This window comes from Paraburkholderia xenovorans LB400, assembly GCF_000013645.1.
Lineage (GTDB): Bacteria > Pseudomonadota > Gammaproteobacteria > Burkholderiales > Burkholderiaceae > Paraburkholderia > Paraburkholderia xenovorans.
Window position 1 is genome coordinate 4,208,843 of record NC_007951.1, and the last position, 19,802, is coordinate 4,228,644.

Below are 19,802 nucleotides of genomic sequence, written 5' to 3' on the forward strand. Positions count from 1 at the left end.
CAAACCGCCCGCGCCCGAACAGGATGCGGGCGAAAAAAAACCCGAACGAGCGGTTCGGGTTTAATCCACCAAAGGAGGAGGTGGAGGAGACAGATCGAATTATATGAGTGCACCTTGTGCGACGCAAGAATGTTTGCATTACGAAATGCGATTTCACAATACGGCAATCGCATTTCGCGACTCGAGCACGCGAAAAATTCTTTTGAATCAGATACTAAGGGATACCGGAGCAGCGACGCTCACAGATATCGCCTAGAGTAAAACCCCTAAATTCGTCAGGGCATTCCCGAACTGGCTGACCATGCCGCAGCGCAGCACGCAAGCCGTCATTGCGCATAACTTGTGGCAAATGTCGCCTCGGGCGGACACTCGAACACCGGGCTACAATGCCGTCTCGATAAAGCGAAGCGCGGTGGAGCAGAGCATGGAATGCAAAGTAAGCTGGATGGGGCAAGACGGGATGGCGTTTGCAGCCGAGACGGGCAGCGGCCATCTGGTGGCGATGGACGGCGCGCCTGAAGGCGGCGGCCGCAATCTCGCGCCGCGTCCGATGGAAATGGTTTTGCTCGGCACCGGTGGCTGCACCGCCTACGACGTCGTGATGATCCTGAAGAAAAGCCGTCAGGAAATCGCCGGTTGTTCGGTGACGCTGAAGGCCGAGCGCGCCAGCGAAGATCCGAAAGTGTTCACGAAGATTCACTTCCATTTCACCGTGACGGGCAAGAATCTCAATCCGGCCACGGTGGAACGCGCCATCAACCTGTCGCACGACAAATACTGCTCGGCCTCGATCATGATCGCCAAGACCGCCGAGCTGACGCACTCGTTCGAGATCGTCGCGAGCTGAAAGCGGACTTGGCGGTTGCGGCGCGGGCCGGAACGCTCGCCGCCGGACCGGGCGTACAAAAGAAAATGCCGGCCTCCATATGGAGCCGGCATTTTCTTTTGTCAGGTGGCAAAGCAGGCCGATAAGCCGGATTCTGTGCACGCGCCACGTCCGAAGACGCGGCGCGCGTGGCAGCCATTCCTCTAGGCGCGCCATTGCTGACGCGCTCAAGCTTCCTACCCGCAGACGTGACGGGGGCCCCGCCCTGCATCTCGAAGATGCCAGCCTGCCTACTTGGAATTGCTCCGGGTGGAGGTTACCGTGCCGGTCTGCCTTGCAGCAGCCGCGGTGCGCTCTTACCGCACCGTTTCACCCTTACCTGATCCCGGCTTGCGCCGGGCCATCGGCGGTTTGCTTTCTGTTGCCCTGTTCCGCGTGTTGCCACGGATGGCCGTTAGCCATCACCCTGCCCTGTGGAGTCCGGACTTTCCTCGCCCTCTTTGGTCGAAACCGCGGAGGCCGCGACTGCCTAGCCTGCTTTGCTGGGGCGGATTTTAACACCTGCGGCAGCGGGAAGCCGGAGCAACGGCTGAAATAGCCGGATGACCAGGAAATGCCGCGACGAACCTCACCGCGCTCAGCGCGCGCGCCGCCCCGCGCGAAACACGGACGTGTCGTCGTAAAACACGGACGATTCGTTGTCCGGCCACCAGCCCGGAATGCCCAGCACCGGCAATGGCGCGAACATGCGGCTCGTCAGTGCGTCAGTGCCAAGCAGCGCCGCGGCGACCGACTCGTCCAGAAACGCTTCGCGCTTCATGGCGTCCCATTCAAAGTACCCGGCCGGCACGTCGACGATCCACGCATGCCCCGTGCAGGCCTTGAACGGCGCAACCAGCTTTTCCATCAGCGCGTGGCCGAAGCAGCGCACTTCGCAACCCGCGCCCCAGGCATCGCGTCGGGCGACCAGCAGCGTGTGCCAGTCGAACCCGCGCAATGCCGCGCCCAAAGCGGCATCCGCGCACGCGAACAGCAGTGCGTTCTCGTCGAACAGGGTCAGCATGTCGCGTACGCCGCCGCGGCTCGAACCGACGCCTAACGCGTCGATCGCCGCCGACTGCCGCGCGTTCAGCGCCGCCTTGATGCGCGGAAAGGCAAACCACATCGATGCATTGAAGAAGTCGTGCAGATTGTGGCGTGTCGGCACGCAGCCGGTTGCCGCGATATGCGCCTCGTACGCCGCGCCGGGCGGCAGATCGTCCTGCGCGATGAACGCGAGGCGTTGACCACGGCCTGTGCTCTGCCGCAGCTCCCCGGCATCGGCGTTCATTTCCGCGAGCAACGCCTGGTAGCTCGTCAGCGCAGCCTGCTGCCAGCGCTTGCCGCGTTCGGCGAACGGCGCGAACCACGGCTTCGACCAGTCGATGGCAGCGAAGCCCGGCGGCTCCGCCTCACGCGCCTGCATCGTGCTGATGCCTTAAACCAGGCGCCAGCCGATCGACTCGCCGCCGCGCAGCGGCACGACCGGCGTATCGCCGACCGGCAGTTCGGCCGGCAGCGTCCATTCCTCGCGACGCAACGTGACCTTCTCTTCGTTACGCGGCAGACCATAGAAATCCGCGCCGAAAAAGCTCGCGAAACCTTCGAGCTTGTCCAGCGCGCCGGCCTTGTCGAATGCTTCCGTATAGAGCTCCAAAGCGTGCAGCGCCGTGTAGCAGCCCGCGCAGCCGCACGCATGCTCTTTCAGCCCCTTCGGGTGCGGCGCGCTGTCCGTTCCGAGGAAAAAGCGCGGATTGCCCGACGTCGCCGCCTCGACCAGCGCCACCCGATGCGTCTCCCGCTTCAACACGGGCAAGCAGTAGTAATGCGGGCGAATACCGCCCTGGAAGATCGCGTTGCGGTTGTACAGCAGATGATGCGCGGTGATCGTCGCGCCCAGCACTTCCGGCGCCACGCCGGCTTCGCGGATATAGTCGACCGCGTCTTTCGTGGTGATGTGCTCGAACACCACCTTCAGCGCCGGAAACGCGCGGCGCAGCGGCGTCATGACCCGGTCGATGAACACCTTCTCGCGGTCGAACAGATCGATCGACGCATCCGTCACTTCGCCGTGCACCAGCAGCGGCATGCCCAGTTCCTGCATCACTTCGAGCGTTTTCGCGCACTTCATGATGTCGGTGACGCCCGCGTCCGAATTGGTCGTCGCGCCCGCCGGGTACAGCTTCACACCGTGCACGAAGCCGCTTTCGCGCGCGCGGCGGATTTCGTCGGGCGGCGTGTTGTCGGTCAGGTACAGCGTCATCAGCGGTTCGAACTTCGCGCCTTCGGGAATCGCGGTGACGATCCGCTCGCGATAAGCCTGCGCCATTGCGGTGGTCGTGACCGGCGGCTTCAGGTTCGGCATGATGATCGCGCGGCCGAACTGGCGCGCGGTGTCCGGCAGCACGGCGGCCAGCATCGCGCCGTCGCGGACGTGCAGGTGCCAGTCGTCCGGCCGGGCGAGCGTGATGGAGTCGAGGGAAGCGTTGGAAGCGGTCATGGCGAAAAGGGGGACGAGTTCGGCGACAAAAGCCAATCTATGCGGTCAAACCGCGCCGTTGCGGCATGAACACACGTCAATTTTGCTATTTGGCGTTTCTGGCTCGGTGATATGCTTGGAAAATCATCATTGTAACGGCTCGCCCCGTTCACAGGCTTACCCGCAACATGTGCCAACTTCTCGGAATGAACTGCGCCGCGCCAACGGACGTCACGTTCTCGTTCACCGGCTTTGCGGCGCGCGGCGGCGTCACCGATCACCATGCCGACGGCTGGGGCATCGCCTTCTTCGAAGACAAAGCCTGCCGCCTGTTCATCGACCATCAATCGTCGGCCACCTCGCCGATCGCCGAAATGGTCAAGCGCTACCCGATCAAATCGAAGAACACCATTGCGCATATCCGCAAGGCGACGCAGGGGCACATCCTGCTGGAAAACTGCCACCCGTTCATGCGCGAACTGTGGGGACGCCACTGGATCTTCGCGCACAACGGCGACCTCAAGGATTATTCGCCTGTGCTGTCGGGCGTGTACCAGCCGGTCGGCACGACCGACAGCGAACTGGCTTTCTGCGCGCTGCTCGAAGGTTTGCGTAAGGCCTTTCCGGGCGCGCAGCAGCCGCCGCTCGACGAACTGTTTGCCGCGCTCGAAACGCTCACGCGCGAAATCACGCAGTTCGGCGTGTTCAATTTCCTGATGTCGAACGGCCAGGCGCTGTTCGCGCATTGCTCGACCCATCTGTACTACATCGTGCGCCGCTGGCCGTTTTCCACCGCGCATCTCGTCGACGCGGACGTGTCGATCGATTTCGCCAAATACACCACGCCCGAAGACCGCGTCGCGGTGATCGCCACCAAGCCGCTGACCGACAACGAAGTCTGGACCGCGTTCGAACCGGGCGATCTGATGATGTTCCAGCATGGCGAGGTAATCGGCCGCGTGAACGTGCCGGTGCCGGCTTCGGTGCTCGAAAAGCTGCGCAATCCCGCTTTGGACGCGTCGGCTTCGGCCAGCACGATCGCGGCTTCGGCTGAAGCCATGCCCGAGAGGGACGCCGAAGTGGATCTGGAAGCAGCGGACGACGCCGCCGCATTCGAATCCTGAGCGCTTGAGCAGTTAAGGCCGCCGGCGTTCGCTCAAGCCGAAGCGCCAGAAACAGAAAAGCCGCTTTCGAAGCGGCTTTTCTGTTTCTGTGCTTTGTGGGAGGCCGCACCGCCTGAACGGCGCGGCCCCAAAACCCACTCAGTGCAGGATTTTGGCCAGAAAGTCCTTCGCGCGATCCGACTTCGGATTGGCGAAGAAGTCTTCCTTGCGGTCGTCTTCCACGATCAAGCCCTTGTCCATGAAGATCACGCGATGCGCGACCTTCTTCGCGAAGCCCATTTCGTGCGTGACGCACATCATGGTCATGCCTTCCTGTGCGAGTTCGACCATCACGTCGAGCACTTCGTTGATCATTTCCGGATCGAGCGCCGAAGTCGGCTCGTCGAACAGCATGGCGATCGGGTCCATCGACAACGCGCGCGCAATCGCCACGCGCTGTTGCTGACCGCCCGACAACTGGCCCGGAAACTTGTCCGCATGCGCACGCAGGCCCACGCGATCGAGCAGCTTCAGCCCTTTCGCCGTGGCTTCGTCTTTCGAGCGGCCGAGCACCTTCACCTGTGCGAGCGTGAGGTTCTGCACGATCGACAGATGCGGAAACAGTTCGAAGTGCTGGAACACCATGCCGACCTTGGAGCGCAGCTTCGACAGATTGGTTTTCTTGTCGGTGAGCGACTGACCGTTGATGATGATCTCGCCCTTCTGGAACGGCTCGAGGCCGTTGACGGTTTTGATCAGCGTGGACTTGCCCGAACCCGACGGCCCGCACACCACCACCACTTCACCTTTTTTGACTTCCGTCGTGCAGTCGGTCAGCACCTGAAACTGACCGTACCACTTCGAAACATTCTTGATAGAGATCATCTTGCGACCTTTTTCTGAAGACCTTTGACGAGGCTCGACGCGATCACGCAGACCACGAAATAACACGCGCCCGCGAACAGTACCATCTCGATATTCGTACCGTCACGGTCGCCAATATTCGTAGCGGTGCGGAAGAAGTCGGCGAGGCTGATTACGTAGACGAGCGACGTATCCTGAAACAGCACGATACCCTGCGTGAGCAGCAGCGGCACCATCGCGCGGAATGCCTGCGGCAGCACGATCAGGCGCATGGCCTGCGCGTAGTTCATGCCGAGCGCGAACGCCGCGTTGACCTGTCCGCGCGGCACGGCCTGAATGCCGGCGCGGATGATCTCCGAATAGTACGCGGCCTCGAACAGCGAGAACGCGACCATGGCCGACGCAAGACGAATGTCGATATCCGCCGACAGGCCGAGCACGTTCTGCAGCACTTGCGGCACGATCAGGAAGAACCACAGCAGCACCATCACCAGCGGGATGGAACGGAAGATCGTCACGTAGCCCTTCGCGAACCACTCGAACGGTTTGAACGACGACAGCCGCAACATCGCGAGAACGGTGCCCCAGATAATGCCGAACACGATCGCGATCAGCGTGATCTTGAGAGTGACTACGGCGCCGGTCCACAGCGTAGGCAATGCGCCCGGAATACCGCTCCAGTCGAAATGGTGCATTACTTGCCTCCGATATAGCCGGGCAACCGGGTCTTCGCTTCGACCCAGCGCATGAGTTGCATCACGACCAGATTGATCAGCATGTACGCCACCGTGACCGCGATAAACGACTCATACGTCTGCGACGTGTAGTCGACCAGTTGGCGCGCCTGAGCGGACAGATCGAGCAGGCCGATCGTCGACGCGACCGCCGAGTTCTTGAAAATATTCAGAAACTCGGACGTGAGCGGCGGCACGATGATCCGGTATGCGACCGGCAGCAGCACATAGCGGTACGTCTGCCATTGCGTGAAGCCCATTGCCAGACCCGCGGCGCGCTGGCCGCGCGGCAGTGCGTTGATACCCGAGCGCACCTGCTCGCACACGCGCGCGGCAGTGAAGAGCCCGAGACAGATGATCGACGACGAAAAGAACTGCGCGCCCGGCGGCAGTTGCTTGAACCAGTTGCCCATTGATACGGGCAGCAACTCCGGTATCACCAGATACCAGATGAAGAACTGCACGATCAGCGGAATGTTTCGGAAAATCGCGACATAGAGCGTGCCGATACCCGACGCCCATTTATTCGGCACCGTGCGCAACACGCCGAACAACGACCCGACGATCAGCGCGATCACCCATGCCGACAGCGACACGGTAATCGTCACCCAGAAGCCCGACAGCAGCCAGCCCAGATAGGTGGTCGGCTCGCCGGTGGAGACGGGACTCAGCAGAATGCCCCAGTTCCAGTGATATGACATGACCAAGACTCCAGCAAAAAGAAACGGAAGAAGCGCGTGGCCCCTTCCGTTTCGTTCAGCGTTTCAAAAAAACAGCTAAGGTTTAGTCGATTGCCTTGTCATTCGGGCTCTTGTAGAGCGCCTTGATGTCGTCGCTTTCCGGGAAGTTCAGGTTCAGGCCCTTCGGCGGAATCGGCGTTTCGAACCACTTCTTGTAGATCTGATCGGCTTCGCCCGAGGTTTCGACCTTGGCGATCGCGTCGTCGACCACCTTCTTGAATTCCGGATCGTTCTTGCGAATCATGCAGCCGTACGCTTCATGCGATTGCGGCGCGCCGACGATCACGAAATCGCCCGGGTTGTTCGACTTCGCGCGTTCGCCCGCGAGCAGTGCGTCGTCCATCATGAAGGCAGCGGCGCGGCCCGTGGAGAGCGTCAGGAACGACTCGCCGTGGTCCTTCGCGCTGATGATGTTCATGCCCATGCTCTTGTCCTGGTTCATCTTGCGAAGCAGGCGCTCGGAGGTGGTGCCGGCGGTCGTGACGACCGTCTTGCCCTTCAGGTCGGCCCAGTCCTTGATGCCGGAGTCTTTCTTGGTCATGAGGCGCGTGCCGATCACGAAAATCGTGTTCGAAAAGGCGACCTGCTGCTGACGTTCAGCATTGTTGGTGGTCGAGCCGCATTCCATGTCGACGGTGCCGTTCTGCACCAGCGGAATACGGTTCTGCGACGTGACCGGCGTGAGCTTCACCTTCAGGTTCGGCATGTTCAGCTTCTGTTTCACCGCATCCACCACTTTCAGGGCGAATTCCTGCGAGTAGCCGATAACGTTCTGCTTGTCGTCGTAATACGAAAACGGGATCGACGATTCGCGATGACCCAGCGAAATGACGCCCGTATCCTTGATCTTTTTCAGCGTACCAGCGTCTTGCGCATGCGCGCCAACCGTGAACAGTCCGAGAGTCGCGAGCAGCAGCGCAGCTTTTTTAACCTTCATTTTTGATCTCCTTGGCAAGAACCGGCGCCAGTTTAGCAAAGTAATTATTCTGAAAGTATCGCTATAAACCATGTTGTTGCGTGGCCGCCGCTAAGCGTTTGCGGCGCTGGCGGCCGGCCGGCCAACCTTTCCGGACATGCAAAGGCGGGCGGCATCGATACGATGCCGCCCGCCGGGCCCCGCACGCGGTCTCGTGAGCCGCGTCAAAACAGGGATTGGCGGCGGTTCTGCGAGATGACAGAACCGCCGTTCGAAGCGGAAAAATCAGGGATACAGGCCGCGCAGTTCGCGCGCTTCCAGAATCCGCTTACACGCGACGATAAACGCCGCGGTCCGCACGGACACCTTCTGCTCGCTCGAAACCTGCCACACCGCGGCGAACGCTTCGCGCATCACACGCTCCAGACGCTGGTTGATCTCGTCTTCCGTCCAGAAGAAGCTCGAGAAGTCCTGCACCCATTCGAAGTACGACACGGTCACGCCGCCGGCGTTGGCCACCACGTCCGGAATCACGAGAATGCCGCGATCGTGCAGGATGTCGTCCGCCGCCGTAGTGGTCGGGCCGTTGGCGCCTTCCACGACGATCTTCGTCCTGATCTTCGCCGCGTTCTTTTCGGTGATCTGGTTTTCCAGCGCGGCCGGAATCAGGATGTCCGATTCGACCGTCCAGAATTCTTCATTGCTCACGGCATCCGCTTCCGGGAAGCCGCCCACGCCGCCGTGTTTTGCGACGTGCTCGAGCAATGCAACCGCGTCGATACCCGTGGACTTGTACAGCGAGCCGGTGTGATCCTGCACCGCGACCAGCTTCGAACCCGCTTCCTGGAACAGACGCGCCGCGATCCCGCCCACGTTGCCGAAACCCTGCACCGCGATGCGCGCGCCTTCGATGTCCACGCCGATACGGCGTGCGGCTTCCGACGCCACCACGAACACGCCGCGGCCGGTTGCCTCGCGGCGGCCGAGCGAGCCGCCCAGCGTGATCGGCTTGCCCGTCACGACGCCCGTGGCCGTTTGGCCCTGGTTCATCGAGTAGGTGTCCATCATCCACGCCATGATCTGCTCGTTCGTGTTCACGTCCGGCGCGGGAATGTCGGTATTCGGTCCGATGATGATGCCGATTTCGCTGGTATAGCGGCGCGTCACACGCTCCAACTCACCACGCGACAAGGTGCGCGGATCGACACGGATGCCGCCCTTCGCGCCGCCGTACGGGACGTTCACCGCAGCATTCTTCACCGACATCCACGCCGACAGCGCCATCACTTCCGACAACGTCACGTCCTGGTGATAACGCACACCGCCCTTGCCCGGACCGCGCGATACGTTGTGCTGCACGCGATAGCCTTCGAAGTGAGCGACCGTGCCGTTATCGAGTTCGATAGGCACGTCGACGATCAGAATGCGCTTCGGGCGCTTCAGGGTTTCGAGCCAGCGGGACAGGGAGCCGAGGTACGGCGCGACGCGATCGACCTGACGCAGGTAGTTGCCCCACGGGCCGAGGTCGTCTTTATTCAGGTAGGAAGGAACCGAGTGCAACGTTGCTGCGGATTGTGCGAGTTGTGCTGCCTGTTGCTGGGATGACATGAACGCTCCGGCGTTGATCGAATGACAGCATTGTCGAAAAACGCCGTTTTGAAATCCAATGCCGTTTCCTTATCCGATTATGTTTTTTTTGCATAACCATCGGGAAGCTGCAAATTCGCGTCGTAAGGACGCAGGTTCAGGGCGCGTCCGGCGCCAGTTCCTGCGACACCACGTCCCACAACTGACGCACGAGGATCTGGCGGGCATCGTCGCTCTTCGCCGCGAGCTTGTCGCGATAGAGACGGATCTCCATTGTCAGCGTGAGCTGGCCTTCCGGTGTGCCGCGGGTGGCGCGGTCGAGGCGGATCAGCTTGCCGTCGGCGACCGCGTCTTCCACCGCGCTGTGCGGCAGGAAGGCGATGCCGTGTCCGGCCAGCGCCATCGCCTTGAGTCCTTCGGCCATGTCGGTTTCATAGAGCCGGTCGAGATAGAGACGCTCCGGCGCGTTGGCCAGGATCACTTCGGTCATGCGGCCCAGATAGGCGTTCGGCGTATAGGACAGATACGGCGTGGGCGCCTCGGCGCTGCCCGGCAACGTGTGACGCGGCCGGCCCGCGCGGCCGGGCGCCGAAAACGGACTGATCGGCTCGTTGCCGAGCGTCAGCATGTCGTAGCGGCCCGGATCGAGGGCGACCGGGTGGCTCGGATGGTGATAGCCCATCATCAGATCGCAGCCGCCTTCCACGAGCGACAACGCCGCATCGTGCACGTTCAGCGCGCGCAGCCGCGTATGGATCGGGCCCATCTGCGCTTCGATACGCTGCAGCCAGCGCGGAAAGTAAGTCAAGGACAGCGTATGCGGCACCGCGAACTCGATGGTCGCCTGCGGCGTCGCCGTATGGCCGCGCAGCAACGCCCGCGCCTCGTGGAATTGCGACAGCATGGCGAGCGCCTGCTCGTTGAACACCTGGCCGGCCGCCGTCAGCCGCGTCGGGTAAACCGAACGGTCGATCAGTTCCGTGCCGAGCCATGCTTCCAGCGCCTGGATCCGCCGTGAGAAAGCCGGCTGCGTGACGTGCCGCAACTCCGCCGAACGACTGAAACTACGCGTTTCCGCGAGCGAGACGAAGTCTTCGAGCCATTTCAGTTCCATGCGGGGCCTGCCACCAGCGGAGGGAAGAAGTCAGCATTCTAGATGCTGTCGCGAAGCGGACCACGGCGACGCGGCAAGGTCCGGCCATGTCTGCCCGCGAAATCGGACTATGCCGATAGGCCGGATCGAGGCGACTCTATATCTTGCCTCGGGCAATTCGCGGACCCGCTGTCCAACCCGGCAATCACATTGCCCCGAACGACACCGCGCCCGGCAGGACCAGGCAGCCGCCATTCCGAATCGCACCACGCCGCAGCCACGCAACTCCGGCTATCGACAATCCCTTCCAGCACCCAGCCATGTCCCCACTCGTTTCCATCATCACGCCGACGGCCAATCGCGAAGCTCTGCTGCCGGCCGCCGCGCGCTGCGTTCTTAGCCAGCAAGTCGACTGGGAATGGCTGGTGCTCGACGACAGCGCCGAGCCGAGCGCGTGCATGCGGGCGCTGGCATCGCAGGACGCACGCATCCGCTATTTTCATTCACCCACGCGCATGTCGATCGGCGCAAAGCGCAACTACCTGATCGGCGAGGCGCGCGGACCGGTAATCGCGCATTTCGACGACGACGACCACTACGCGCCGCATTACCTCGCGCACATGATCGGAACGATGCAGGACAACGGCGCGGACCTCATCAAGCTATCGGGCTTTTTCATGTACGCGCCGCACACGCAGTTCTTCGGCTACATGGACCTGAACGCGAAGGTGGGCCTCCACTACGAGCTGAGCGGCCGCTCGGTCAGCCACATTGAATTCCACGAGAAAATGCAGATCGGCGCGGATTTCATCCTGTTCTATGGTTTCTCGTATGTGTACGACAAGGCGCTCGCCGCAGTGTCGGCCTTCGACGACATCGATCTCTATGAAGACGAGCGCTTTATCCGCCGCGTGGTCGACACCGGCCGCAAAGTCATCGCGGTAGACGATCCGCGCGCCAGTTGCCTGCATCTGGTCCATCCCTCTTCGACCTCGCGGTGCTTTTCGCGCTATACGATGCCGTCGTTCATTCTCCCCACGCTGTTTCCGGGCTACGAAGGCCACCGGGGCTAGGCGCCTCGGGCCTGCCACGGGAAATCGGGGCTGTCGGCGTCCGGTGGTAAAATTCGCGCTTCCCGCAGTTTCTTCCACGTTTTCACCCTTGCTCTTTGCCCTCACCCGGCCCCCATCATGTCCGACACCCGCCCCGACACCCTGTTCGCGCTGAACGCGCTCTCCCCGCTCGACGGCCGTTATGCGTCGAAAACCGAAGCCCTGCGCGACTGGCTCTCGGAAGCCGCGTTCATGCGCAATCGCGTGACGGTCGAAATTCATTGGCTGATCGCACTCTCGCATGCCGGTTTCGCCGAAGTGCCGCGTTTCTCCGAAGCCGCCGAACAATTCCTGCTGCAACTGGCGGAGCGCTTCACGGCGCACGACGCCGCGCGCATCAAGGAAATCGAGCGTGTGACGAATCACGACGTGAAAGCGGTCGAGTATTGGCTCAAGGAGTCGGTCAAGGGTCAGGAAGAACTGGAGCGCGCGAGCGAGTTCATCCACTTCGCGTGTACCTCGGAAGACATCAACAACACCTCGCATGGCCTGATGCTCGCGGGCGCCCGTGAACACGTGATTCTGCCGGCGCTGCGCTCGGTGCATCAGCGTCTCGTCGCACTGGCTCACACGCTGGCCGACCAGTCCATGCTGTCGCGCACGCACGGCCAGCCGGCCAGCCCGACCACGCTCGGCAAGGAAATCGCCAACGTGGCCGCGCGTCTGGAACGCGCGATCGACCGCATCGCAAAGGTCGAACTGCTCGGCAAGATGAACGGCGCGGTCGGCAACTTCAACGCGCACCTGTCCGCGTATCCGGAGTTCGACTGGGAAGCGTTCTCGCGCGAAGTGGTCGAGCAGCGCCTGAAACTCACGTTCAATCCGTACACGATCCAGATCGAACCGCACGACTACATGGCCGAACTGTTCGACGCCATGTCGCGCGCCAATACGATCCTGCTGGATCTGGACCGCGACGTGTGGGGCTACATCTCGGTCGGTTACTTCAAGCAACGCACCAAGGCCGGCGAAATCGGTTCGTCCACGATGCCGCACAAGGTCAATCCGATCGACTTCGAAAACTCCGAAGGCAACCTGGGGCTGGCGAACGCCACGCTGCGCCATCTCGCCGACAAGCTGCCGGTGTCGCGCTGGCAGCGCGACCTGACCGACTCGACGGTGCTGCGCAATATCGGCGTCGCGTTCGGCTATTCGCTGCTTGCGTACGACTCGCTGATCCGCGGCCTCGACAAGCTCGAAGTGAATGCGCAGCGCCTGCACGAAGACCTCGACAACTGCTGGGAAGTGCTGGCCGAGCCGGTGCAAACGGTAATGCGCCGTTACGGCATCGAGAATCCGTACGAACAACTGAAGGAACTGACGCGCGGCAAGGGCATCACGCGCGAAGCGCTGCAAACGTTCGTGAGCGGCCTGGCGATTCCGCAGGACGCGAAGGATCGTTTGCTGGCCATGACGCCGGCTTCGTATGTCGGCAAGGCGGCCGAACTGGCCAGGCGGATTGCCTGATCCCAATTGGCCGCATCGGTTGTTGGCCGCCTGTTGCCCGCCTGTTGCACCAGGCATGAAAAAACCGCTCCGAGAAGCGGTTTTTTTACATCTATCTACCTGCAACCAGGCAAACTCACTTACGCGCTTCGACCTGAATCAGCACGCTGTCGACGATCTCTTCCGGCGACAGTTCGATGCTTACCGTGATCGCCTCATCGGCGCCCGGTTCTTCGAGCGTATCGAGCTGGCTTTGCAGCAGCGACGGATCGAAAAAATGGCCGGTGCGCGTGGTCAGGCGCTGCTCCAGCACCTCACGCGAACCCTTGAGGTAGACGAAGCACACGTCCTTGTCGCCGTCGCGCAGAACGTCGCGATACGAGCGCTTCAGCGACGAACACGTGAACACCGCCGTCTCGCCCGCCGTCTGCTTCTCCTCAATCGCCGCGCGGATCGTTTTCAGCCAGGGCCAGCGGTCTTCATCCGTCAGCGGAATGCCGTGGTGCATTTTCTCCTTGTTGGCGGCGCTGTGAAATGCGTCGCCGTCGGTGAACGCGCAGTGCAGGCGCTCCGCCAGCATTTCGCCAATTCTCGTCTTGCCGGCGCCCGACACGCCCATTGCGATCAGAATCATCAAAAACTCCTTACACGACCGTCGCGAGTGCGAAGGTCAAACCCAGACCCATCAGCGAGATGATGGTTTCGAGGAGCGACCATGTCTTGAAGGTCTGCCCCACCGTCATCCCGAAGTATTCCTTGATCAGCCAGAAACCGCCGTCGTTCACGTGCGAAAAGATCAGCGAGCCCGAACCCGTGGCCAGCACCAGCAGTTCCGGCTTCACCTGCACCGCGCCCGCCGCCGCGATCGGCGCGACGATGCCGCAAGCGGTGGTCATCGCGACCGTCGCCGAGCCGGTGGCCAGGCGAATCAGCGCCGCGACCAGCCAGCCGAACAGCAGCGGCGACAGATGCGCCGACGTCGCCGCGTTGACGATCTCCTTCGAAATGCCGCTATCCATCAGCACGCGCCCAAAGCCGCCGCCCGCGCCGACAATCAGCGTAATGCCCGCGATCGGCGCGAGACATTCGCCGCAGAATTTCTGGATCTGCTCGCGATCGAAGCCACGGCTCGCACCAAAGGTCCAGAAACTGACCAGCACCGCGACCAGCAGCGCCACATCCGAATTGCCGACGAAACGCAGCAGATCGTTCGCGAGGGTCTTCGGCGTGAACACGAGGTCGGCCCAACTGCCCACCAGCATCAGGATAACCGGCAACAGGATCGTGAACAGCGTCACGCCGAAGCTCGGCAGTTCGCGCCTGGGCGCGGTCTTTTGCTCGCCGTTGCCGTTGTTCGCCGCACCGGTTTCATCGGCGCCGAGAAATTGCGAGGCGAGCGCGTTGTCTTTCGGCAGCTTGATATAGCGGCTGATCATCAACGCAAACAACGGACCCGCGACGATCGCGGTCGGCACGCCGACAATCAGGCCATAGGCGATGGTCCTGCCGATATCCGCGTGATATGCCTGCACCGCGAGCATCGCGGCCGGGTGCGGCGGAAGCAGCCCGTGCACGACGGACAGACCCGCGACCATTGGCAAGCCGACCAGCAGCAACGACTTGTTGGTGCGCTTCGCGACGTTGAAAGCGATCGGAATCAGCAGCACGAAGCCGACTTCGAAGAACACCGGCAAGCCCACGATGATCGCGACGATCATCATCGCCCAGTGGATGTTCTTCTCGCCGAAGAAGTCGATCAGCGTGGTGGCGATGCGCTCCGCGCCGCCGGATTCGGCCATCATCTTGCCGAGCATCGTGCCGAGGCCGACCACGATCGCGATGTGGCCAAGCGTATTGCCGTTGCCCGTTTCGAACGATTTGACGATGGTGCCGATCGGCATGCCGGATGCGAGACCCAGCAGCAGCGACACGATGATCAGAACGAGGAACGGGTAAACCTTGTAGCGCGTGATCAGCAGGATCAGCAATGCGATGGCGATCGCCGCGAAGACCAGCAGCATGCTGCCGTGGACAGCTTCCATGAAGCTCCTCCTTTTGCGTTATTGATTCTGAGTGCGGAACACGGTCAGCACCTTGTCTCACGGTGACCTGTGCGGCACCCTGAAACCGGGCTCACCGCGCGGACGCCGAATTTTACTGTGTGTCGTCTGCCCACGCGTACCGCTTCCGTGCGCATATCGAAAAGGAGCCTCGCCGCGACAGCCCGAACGGCTGTATCGACGAGGCTCCTTTGCATAGGGCCTTGACAACGGCTTAACGTGCGCGCCGCATCAACTCAGTGAGCGGGCGCGGCCAGTTGGCTCGCGGCGCGCGCGAGACGCGTGACCTCTTCCCAGTTGTGCGAAGCAAGCGCGGCTTTCGGCGTGAGCCACGAACCGCCGACGCACACCACGTTCGGCAACGACAGGAAAGTCGAAGCCGATTCGGCCGTGATACCGCCGGTCGGGCAGAATTTCAGATTCGGGAACGGGCCGTAAAAGGCTTGCAGCATCGGCACGCCGCCGGCCTGCTGGGCCGGAAAAAACTTCACGATCTCGTAGCCGAGTTCGAGCGCCGTGATGATGTCGGTCGGCGTCATCACGCCCGGCAGCAGCGGCAAGCCCGCGTCCTGTGCCGCCTTGTGCATGTCTTTCGTCAAACCCGGCGAGACGCCGAACTGTGCGCCCGCCTTTTTAGCCTGAGCGCAGTGCTCGGGCTTCGTAATCGTGCCGACACCGACCACGATGTCTTCCGCCAGCTGGCTCGCGCGTTCAATCGCTTCCAGGCCGGCCGCCGTGCGCAAGGTGATCTCCAGCACCTTCACGCCACCCGCATGCAGCGCTCGCGACACCTGTTCGCCCTGTTCGACCGAGTCGAACGCGAGCACCGGAATCACCGGGCCGAGGCGCACGATATCGCTTACTGTTTTCGACGTCATAGTCAGACTCCTTGTTCTGCAGCGCTTAGCTGGCTTGAGTGGTGCTTGTATGTTTGCCGGTGTGCGCTTCGGCCGCTTCGCCGTGATGCGCCGAACGCTCGCCCACCATCGCGCCGAATACCGACGCACCCTGCTCCGCCGGCGCCGCCGCCGCGCGGAACACACCGAACAGTTCGCGGCCGAAGCCGACTTCGTTTTCCGCCTGATGCAGCGGCACGGCATTCGGCCGCGCGGCCCATTCCGCCGCGTCGATCTCGATGTCGAGCACACCGGCTTCGGCGTCGATCACCAGCATGTCGCCCGTGCGCACCTTGCCGATCGGGCCTTGCAGCAAGGCTTCCGGCGACAGGTGAATCACCGCGGGCACCTTGCCCGATGCGCCGGACATACGGCCGTCCGTGACCAGCGCAACGTGGAAACCTTGATCCTGCAACACACCGAGCAGCGGCGTCAAACGATGCAACTCGGGCATGCCGTTTGCCCGCGCGCCCTGGAAGCGCACCACGGCGATGAAGTCGCGTTTCAGCTCGCCTTTGTCGAACGCTTCCTGCACGGCTTCCTGCGAATCGAACACGATCGCCGGCGCCTTCACCTTGCGATGCTGCGCCGCCACCGCGGAAATCTTGATCACGCCGCGGCCGAGCTTGCCCTGCATCAGACGCAAACCGCCGTCCGGCTGGAACGGCTCCTTGATGCCGCGCAGCACCGCCGTGTCTTCGCTGGCTTCGGCGCCCGGCACCCATTGCAGCTTGCCGTCGATCAGCTTCGGCTCTTCGGTGTAGTGCTTGAGTCCCTTGCCCGCGACCGTGTTGACGTCTTCGTGCAGCAAGCCGCCTTCCAGCAGGTTGCGTACCAGGAAGGCGACGCCGCCGGCTGCGTGGAAGTGGTTCACGTCGGCCTTGCCGTTCGGATAGATCTTCGCGAGCAGCGGCACGGCTTGCGACAGCGCGTCGAAGTCGTCCCAGTCGATCACGATGCCCGCCGCGCGAGCAATCGCCACCAGGTGCAGCGTGTGGTTGGTCGAGCCGCCTGTCGCCAGCAACGCGACGATGCCGTTGACGATCGCTTTCTCGTCGACCACATGTCCGATCGGCGTGTAGTTGCCGCGCTCGACCGTGAGATCGAGCACGCGGCGCGCGGCCTGCGCGGTCAATGCGTCGCGCAGCGGCGTATGCGGATGCACGAAAGCCGAACTCGGCAGATGCAAACCCATCACTTCCATCAGCATCTGATTGCTGTTGGCCGTACCGTAGAACGTGCAGGTGCCGTGGCTGTGATACGCGGCGGCTTCCGCTTCGAGCAGCGCGTCGCGGCCGCACTGGCCGGTGGCGAAGAGCTGGCGCGTTTTGGCTTTGTCGTCGTTGGACAGGCCGCTGCCCATCGGGCCGGCCGGCACGAAGATGGTCGGCAGATGGCCGAATTGCAGCGCGCCGATCAGCAAGCCCGGCACGATCTTGTCGCAAATACCTAAGCACAGTGCCGCGTCGAACATGTTGTGCGTCAGCGCGACCGCCGTGCTCATTGCGATCACTTCGCGCGAGAACAGCGACAGTTCCATGCCCGCGTTGCCTTGCGTGACGCCGTCGCACATGGCCGGTACGCCGCCCGCGAATTGGGCGACGCCGCCGTTTTCACGCGCGGCCTGCTTGATGATGTCCGGGTAGTTTTTGTACGGCGCGTGGGCCGACAACATTTCGTTGTACGAGGACACGATGCCGATGTTCGGCTCGCGAATCTGCTTGATGACGAGCTTGTCGTTGCCTTCGAGCCCGGCGAAACCGTGGGCCAGATTGGCGCACGAGAGTGCACCGCGCGCCGGGAAGCGGCCTTGCGCCTGCTCGATGCGGGCCAGATACGCCTCGCGCGTAGGCTTGCTGCGCTCGACCACGCGTTGCGTGACCTTCAACAATTGCGAATGCGGGGAAACCATCGGAGCTCCTTCGTCGCTGGCGGCGGGCGTGCGCGCGTGAGGCCAGGCAGGTATAGCGGGGATGTCGGATCAGTCGACGCCGCCATCTTAGTAGAAAAACTACATGATCGCAACGACGAACGCTGCTGCGCTGCGGCATAGAGAAACCGCCCAACATGCCCGACCAGCCTTGCTTTTACGCGTAACAACTGAAACCTGGGGATTACACCTACAGCACGAAATGTAGTTTTTGTACCTCTTCGGCAATCGGATATAGTCCACGCATTCTTCAGCATAGTGCGAGTTTTCCAATGATGCTGTCCCAGGTGGAAGAGATGCGCGACCAGTTGCGGCCGTCCGAACGCAAACTGGCCGACTATGTGATTGAAGCGCCGCGCGAAGTGCTCGATCTGTCCATGACCGAAGTGGCCGCCCGCGCAGGCGTGAGCCAGCCGACCATCGCGCGGTTTTGTCATGCGCTCGGCTTTTCGGGGTTTCGCGAGTTCAAGATCCGGCTTGCGCAAGGGATTGCTTCAGGTGTGCCGACCGTCTATCGGGACGTGCGGCCGGATGAAGGCGCGCCCGGTCTCATCGCGAAGGTGTTCGACCGGACCATCGGCACACTGATCGAAGTGCGCAACAGCCTGTCGCCGGATAGCGTCGAGGCGGCCGTCGAACTGCTCGCGAACGCGGCGCGCATCGAGTTCTATGGAGCGGGCGGCTCGGGCATTGCCGCGCAGGATATCCAGCACAAGTTTTTCCGGCTCGGCATGCCGAGCGTCGCGTACTCGGATCCGCATACCTATTCGATGTCGGCGGCGCTGCTCGGACCCGGCGATGTGGTGGTGGCGGTATCGAATACCGGCCGCACCCGCGACATCATCGAAGCCGCGCGTTCGGCGCTCGCTCGCGGCGCGAAAGTGATCGCGATCACGCATGGCAGCTCACCGCTCGCGCGGGTCGCGTCGATCTGCCTGTTCTCGAATGTGGTGGAGGAAAACGATGTGTTTTCGCCGATGACCTCGCGCATGTCGCATCTGGCGATCGGCGACATTCTGGCGGTCGGCGTCGCGCTCAGGCGTGGACCGGAGTTGGTGGAGCGGGTGGGACAGGCGAAAGGCGTGATCGGACGCTTGAGGGTCGACGGCGAGAGTTGATGCTTTGGAGATGAAAAAGGCCTGCGCGATGGCAGGCCTTAGTGGTCAGGCAACGTGTGCTGCCGCTATCTACTCCGCGAGCACGCGAACGTCGACGCGGCGGTTTTGCATGCGGCCCTCGGCCGTCGCATTCGACGCCACCGGATCGGCGCTGCCCAGTCCGCGCGCGACGAACTGCTCGGCGCGCAGGCCGCCGTCACGCAGGTATTGCACGACGGCGGCGGCACGAGCCTGGGAGAGGTTCAGGTTATGTGCTTCCGAACCCGTTGCGTCCGTATAACCCACCACCATCACGCGATGCAGGTTGACGCCCTGATTCGCGCGCATGAAGTCGTCGAGGTTTTTCTTTGCAATGGGGCTCAGCACCGCGCTATCCGTCGCAAAGTTAGCGTTGCCTTGCAGCAGTAGGCGAACCTGCGGCGCCACCTGTTTTGCTTGCGGCTGCGCAGCCGGCGGTTGCGGAACCGGCTGTTGTGGGGCCGCCTGCGGAGCCTGTTGCGGGACCGGCTGGGCCACAACCGGATTGCCGCACATGAAGGTCAGATTGCGCGCATCCTTCTTCTGCACGCCGTCGCTTACGCGATCGATGGCTTCGAGCCACGTCACCGGCTGATTCTTGCAGGTCTCTCCAGCCACACGCACGCAACTCTTCGAGCTTTCGAAGAGTCCCTCGCAGCTGACCCGATAAATCGGTGCCTGCTGGTTCGGCACGTTCACTGCGTGAAGCGTATAGGTTGGGCCCGACTGCGTAGTGCACGCAGCAAGGAACGTCACACACGCGCCGAGCAGCAGCATGCGCGGCGACTTAAAAAAAGTTGTATTCATTTTCGGGGATTCAGTCGATCGAAGCGGCGCTCCT

At 62.3% G+C, this 19,802-nt stretch carries 18 protein-coding genes and 1 other RNA gene; 5 read left to right on the top strand and 14 right to left on the bottom strand.

The window, feature by feature from the left end; all coding sequences use genetic code 11:
• The first annotated feature begins 424 nt into the window (after positions 1 to 424).
• The gene (locus BXE_RS18865; RefSeq protein WP_011489812.1) at positions 425 to 847 is read left to right on the top strand and encodes an OsmC family protein; all 423 of its coding nucleotides are present in this window, start codon (positions 425 to 427) and stop codon (positions 845 to 847) included.
• A gap of 106 nt (positions 848 to 953) precedes the next feature.
• On the opposite strand, the gene rnpB is transcribed toward BXE_RS18865, so the two are convergent.
• The 3 genes from rnpB to pyrC all read right to left on the bottom strand — a co-directional run bounded on the left by rnpB (position 954) and on the right by pyrC (position 3,365).
• Positions 954 to 1,367, bottom strand: an RNA gene (gene rnpB / locus BXE_RS43420) — RNase P RNA component class A.
• A gap of 96 nt (positions 1,368 to 1,463) precedes the next feature.
• Entirely contained in the window at positions 1,464 to 2,291 is an 828-nt protein-coding gene (locus tag BXE_RS18870; protein ID WP_011489813.1) for a DUF3025 domain-containing protein, read from the bottom strand.
• A 12-nt stretch (positions 2,292 to 2,303) separates the two neighbouring features.
• Positions 2,304 to 3,365 (bottom strand): dihydroorotase, encoded by a 1,062-nt coding sequence (pyrC, locus tag BXE_RS18875; protein WP_011489814.1) that lies wholly within the window; start codon positions 3,363 to 3,365, stop codon positions 2,304 to 2,306.
• A gap of 167 nt (positions 3,366 to 3,532) precedes the next feature.
• On the opposite strand from pyrC, the gene BXE_RS18880 reads away from it, so the two are divergent.
• Entirely contained in the window at positions 3,533 to 4,468 is a 936-nt protein-coding gene (locus tag BXE_RS18880) for a class II glutamine amidotransferase (protein WP_011489815.1), read from the top strand.
• Between the two features lie 138 nt (positions 4,469 to 4,606).
• Here the strand turns inward: BXE_RS18880 and BXE_RS18885 are convergent, their stop codons facing one another.
• The 6 genes from BXE_RS18885 to BXE_RS18910 form a co-directional block, all read right to left on the bottom strand.
• Positions 4,607 to 5,332 carry an amino acid ABC transporter ATP-binding protein gene (locus tag BXE_RS18885; protein ID WP_007180417.1) on the bottom strand — a complete coding sequence of 242 codons (726 nt, stop codon included), beginning with the start codon at positions 5,330 to 5,332 and terminating at the stop codon, positions 4,607 to 4,609.
• Positions 5,329 to 6,006 carry a glutamate/aspartate ABC transporter permease GltK gene (gene gltK, locus BXE_RS18890; RefSeq protein ID WP_011489816.1) on the bottom strand — a complete coding sequence of 226 codons (678 nt, stop codon included), beginning with the start codon at positions 6,004 to 6,006 and terminating at the stop codon, positions 5,329 to 5,331. Before gltK ends, BXE_RS18885 begins: the two co-directional genes overlap by 4 nt.
• Positions 6,006 to 6,746, bottom strand: coding sequence for an amino acid ABC transporter permease (locus BXE_RS18895; RefSeq protein WP_011489817.1), 741 nt, complete (start codon positions 6,744 to 6,746; stop codon positions 6,006 to 6,008). Before BXE_RS18895 ends, gltK begins: the two co-directional genes overlap by 1 nt.
• 82 nt (positions 6,747 to 6,828) lie before the next feature.
• Complete coding sequence (locus tag BXE_RS18900) at positions 6,829 to 7,722, bottom strand: glutamate/aspartate ABC transporter substrate-binding protein (RefSeq protein WP_011489818.1); 894 nt, start codon at positions 7,720 to 7,722, stop codon at positions 6,829 to 6,831.
• Between the two features lie 264 nt (positions 7,723 to 7,986).
• A complete protein-coding gene (locus tag BXE_RS18905) occupies positions 7,987 to 9,309 on the bottom strand; it encodes a Glu/Leu/Phe/Val family dehydrogenase (RefSeq protein ID WP_011489819.1) in 1,323 nt (440 codons plus the stop codon).
• Between the two features lie 136 nt (positions 9,310 to 9,445).
• The gene (locus tag BXE_RS18910) at positions 9,446 to 10,402 is read right to left on the bottom strand and encodes a LysR family transcriptional regulator (protein WP_011489820.1); all 957 of its coding nucleotides are present in this window, start codon (positions 10,400 to 10,402) and stop codon (positions 9,446 to 9,448) included.
• A gap of 299 nt (positions 10,403 to 10,701) precedes the next feature.
• On the opposite strand from BXE_RS18910, the gene BXE_RS18915 reads away from it, so the two are divergent.
• Positions 10,702 to 11,454: a glycosyltransferase family 2 protein gene (locus BXE_RS18915; protein ID WP_011489821.1), complete on the top strand. Its 753-nt coding sequence runs from the start codon at positions 10,702 to 10,704 to the stop codon at positions 11,452 to 11,454.
• Positions 11,455 to 11,571: 117 nt separating this feature from the next.
• A complete protein-coding gene (purB, locus tag BXE_RS18920; RefSeq protein WP_011489822.1) occupies positions 11,572 to 12,960 on the top strand; it encodes an adenylosuccinate lyase in 1,389 nt (462 codons plus the stop codon).
• A 115-nt stretch (positions 12,961 to 13,075) separates the two neighbouring features.
• Here the strand turns inward: purB and BXE_RS18925 are convergent, their stop codons facing one another.
• The 4 genes from BXE_RS18925 to edd form a co-directional block, all read right to left on the bottom strand.
• The gene (locus BXE_RS18925) at positions 13,076 to 13,573 is read right to left on the bottom strand and encodes a gluconokinase (RefSeq protein WP_011489823.1); all 498 of its coding nucleotides are present in this window, start codon (positions 13,571 to 13,573) and stop codon (positions 13,076 to 13,078) included.
• 10 nt (positions 13,574 to 13,583) lie between these two features.
• Entirely contained in the window at positions 13,584 to 14,981 is a 1,398-nt protein-coding gene (locus tag BXE_RS18930) for a GntP family permease (RefSeq protein ID WP_011489824.1), read from the bottom strand.
• Between the two features lie 254 nt (positions 14,982 to 15,235).
• Positions 15,236 to 15,877: a bifunctional 4-hydroxy-2-oxoglutarate aldolase/2-dehydro-3-deoxy-phosphogluconate aldolase gene (eda, locus tag BXE_RS18935; RefSeq protein WP_007180407.1), complete on the bottom strand. Its 642-nt coding sequence runs from the start codon at positions 15,875 to 15,877 to the stop codon at positions 15,236 to 15,238.
• Between the two features lie 25 nt (positions 15,878 to 15,902).
• On the bottom strand, positions 15,903 to 17,807 hold the full coding sequence (gene edd / locus BXE_RS18940) for a phosphogluconate dehydratase (protein WP_011489825.1): 1,905 nt from the start codon (positions 17,805 to 17,807) through the stop codon (positions 15,903 to 15,905).
• Between the two features lie 290 nt (positions 17,808 to 18,097).
• Between edd and BXE_RS18945 the strand changes: the two genes are divergently transcribed.
• A complete protein-coding gene (locus BXE_RS18945) occupies positions 18,098 to 18,943 on the top strand; it encodes a MurR/RpiR family transcriptional regulator (RefSeq protein ID WP_038457350.1) in 846 nt (281 codons plus the stop codon).
• A gap of 69 nt (positions 18,944 to 19,012) precedes the next feature.
• Here BXE_RS18945 and BXE_RS18950 read toward each other — a convergent pair whose 3' ends face one another.
• Entirely contained in the window at positions 19,013 to 19,768 is a 756-nt protein-coding gene (locus tag BXE_RS18950) for an OmpA family protein (protein WP_038457348.1), read from the bottom strand.
• Positions 19,769 to 19,802: the final 34 nt, after the last annotated feature.

Coding starts and splice junctions, on each gene's coding strand:
- gltK (WP_011489816.1), bottom strand. CDS start 6,006: ATGCACCATTTCGACTGGAGCGGTATTCCGGGCGCATTGCCTACGCTG.
- purB (WP_011489822.1), top strand. CDS start 11,572: ATGTCCGACACCCGCCCCGACACCCTGTTCGCGCTGAACGCGCTCTCC.
- BXE_RS18870 (WP_011489813.1), bottom strand. CDS start 2,291: ATGCAGGCGCGTGAGGCGGAGCCGCCGGGCTTCGCTGCCATCGACTGG.
- BXE_RS18930 (WP_011489824.1), bottom strand. CDS start 14,981: ATGGAAGCTGTCCACGGCAGCATGCTGCTGGTCTTCGCGGCGATCGCC.
- BXE_RS18865 (WP_011489812.1), top strand. CDS start 425: ATGGAATGCAAAGTAAGCTGGATGGGGCAAGACGGGATGGCGTTTGCA.
- BXE_RS18910 (WP_011489820.1), bottom strand. CDS start 10,402: ATGGAACTGAAATGGCTCGAAGACTTCGTCTCGCTCGCGGAAACGCGT.
- BXE_RS18945 (WP_038457350.1), top strand. CDS start 18,098: ATGATGCTGTCCCAGGTGGAAGAGATGCGCGACCAGTTGCGGCCGTCC.
- BXE_RS18950 (WP_038457348.1), bottom strand. CDS start 19,768: ATGAATACAACTTTTTTTAAGTCGCCGCGCATGCTGCTGCTCGGCGCG.
- BXE_RS18900 (WP_011489818.1), bottom strand. CDS start 7,722: ATGAAGGTTAAAAAAGCTGCGCTGCTGCTCGCGACTCTCGGACTGTTC.
- eda (WP_007180407.1), bottom strand. CDS start 15,877: ATGACGTCGAAAACAGTAAGCGATATCGTGCGCCTCGGCCCGGTGATT.
- BXE_RS18880 (WP_011489815.1), top strand. CDS start 3,533: ATGTGCCAACTTCTCGGAATGAACTGCGCCGCGCCAACGGACGTCACG.
- edd (WP_011489825.1), bottom strand. CDS start 17,807: ATGGTTTCCCCGCATTCGCAATTGTTGAAGGTCACGCAACGCGTGGTC.
- BXE_RS18905 (WP_011489819.1), bottom strand. CDS start 9,309: ATGTCATCCCAGCAACAGGCAGCACAACTCGCACAATCCGCAGCAACG.
- BXE_RS18895 (WP_011489817.1), bottom strand. CDS start 6,746: ATGTCATATCACTGGAACTGGGGCATTCTGCTGAGTCCCGTCTCCACC.
- pyrC (WP_011489814.1), bottom strand. CDS start 3,365: ATGACCGCTTCCAACGCTTCCCTCGACTCCATCACGCTCGCCCGGCCG.
- BXE_RS18885 (WP_007180417.1), bottom strand. CDS start 5,332: ATGATCTCTATCAAGAATGTTTCGAAGTGGTACGGTCAGTTTCAGGTG.
- BXE_RS18925 (WP_011489823.1), bottom strand. CDS start 13,573: ATGATTCTGATCGCAATGGGCGTGTCGGGCGCCGGCAAGACGAGAATT.
- BXE_RS18915 (WP_011489821.1), top strand. CDS start 10,702: ATGTCCCCACTCGTTTCCATCATCACGCCGACGGCCAATCGCGAAGCT.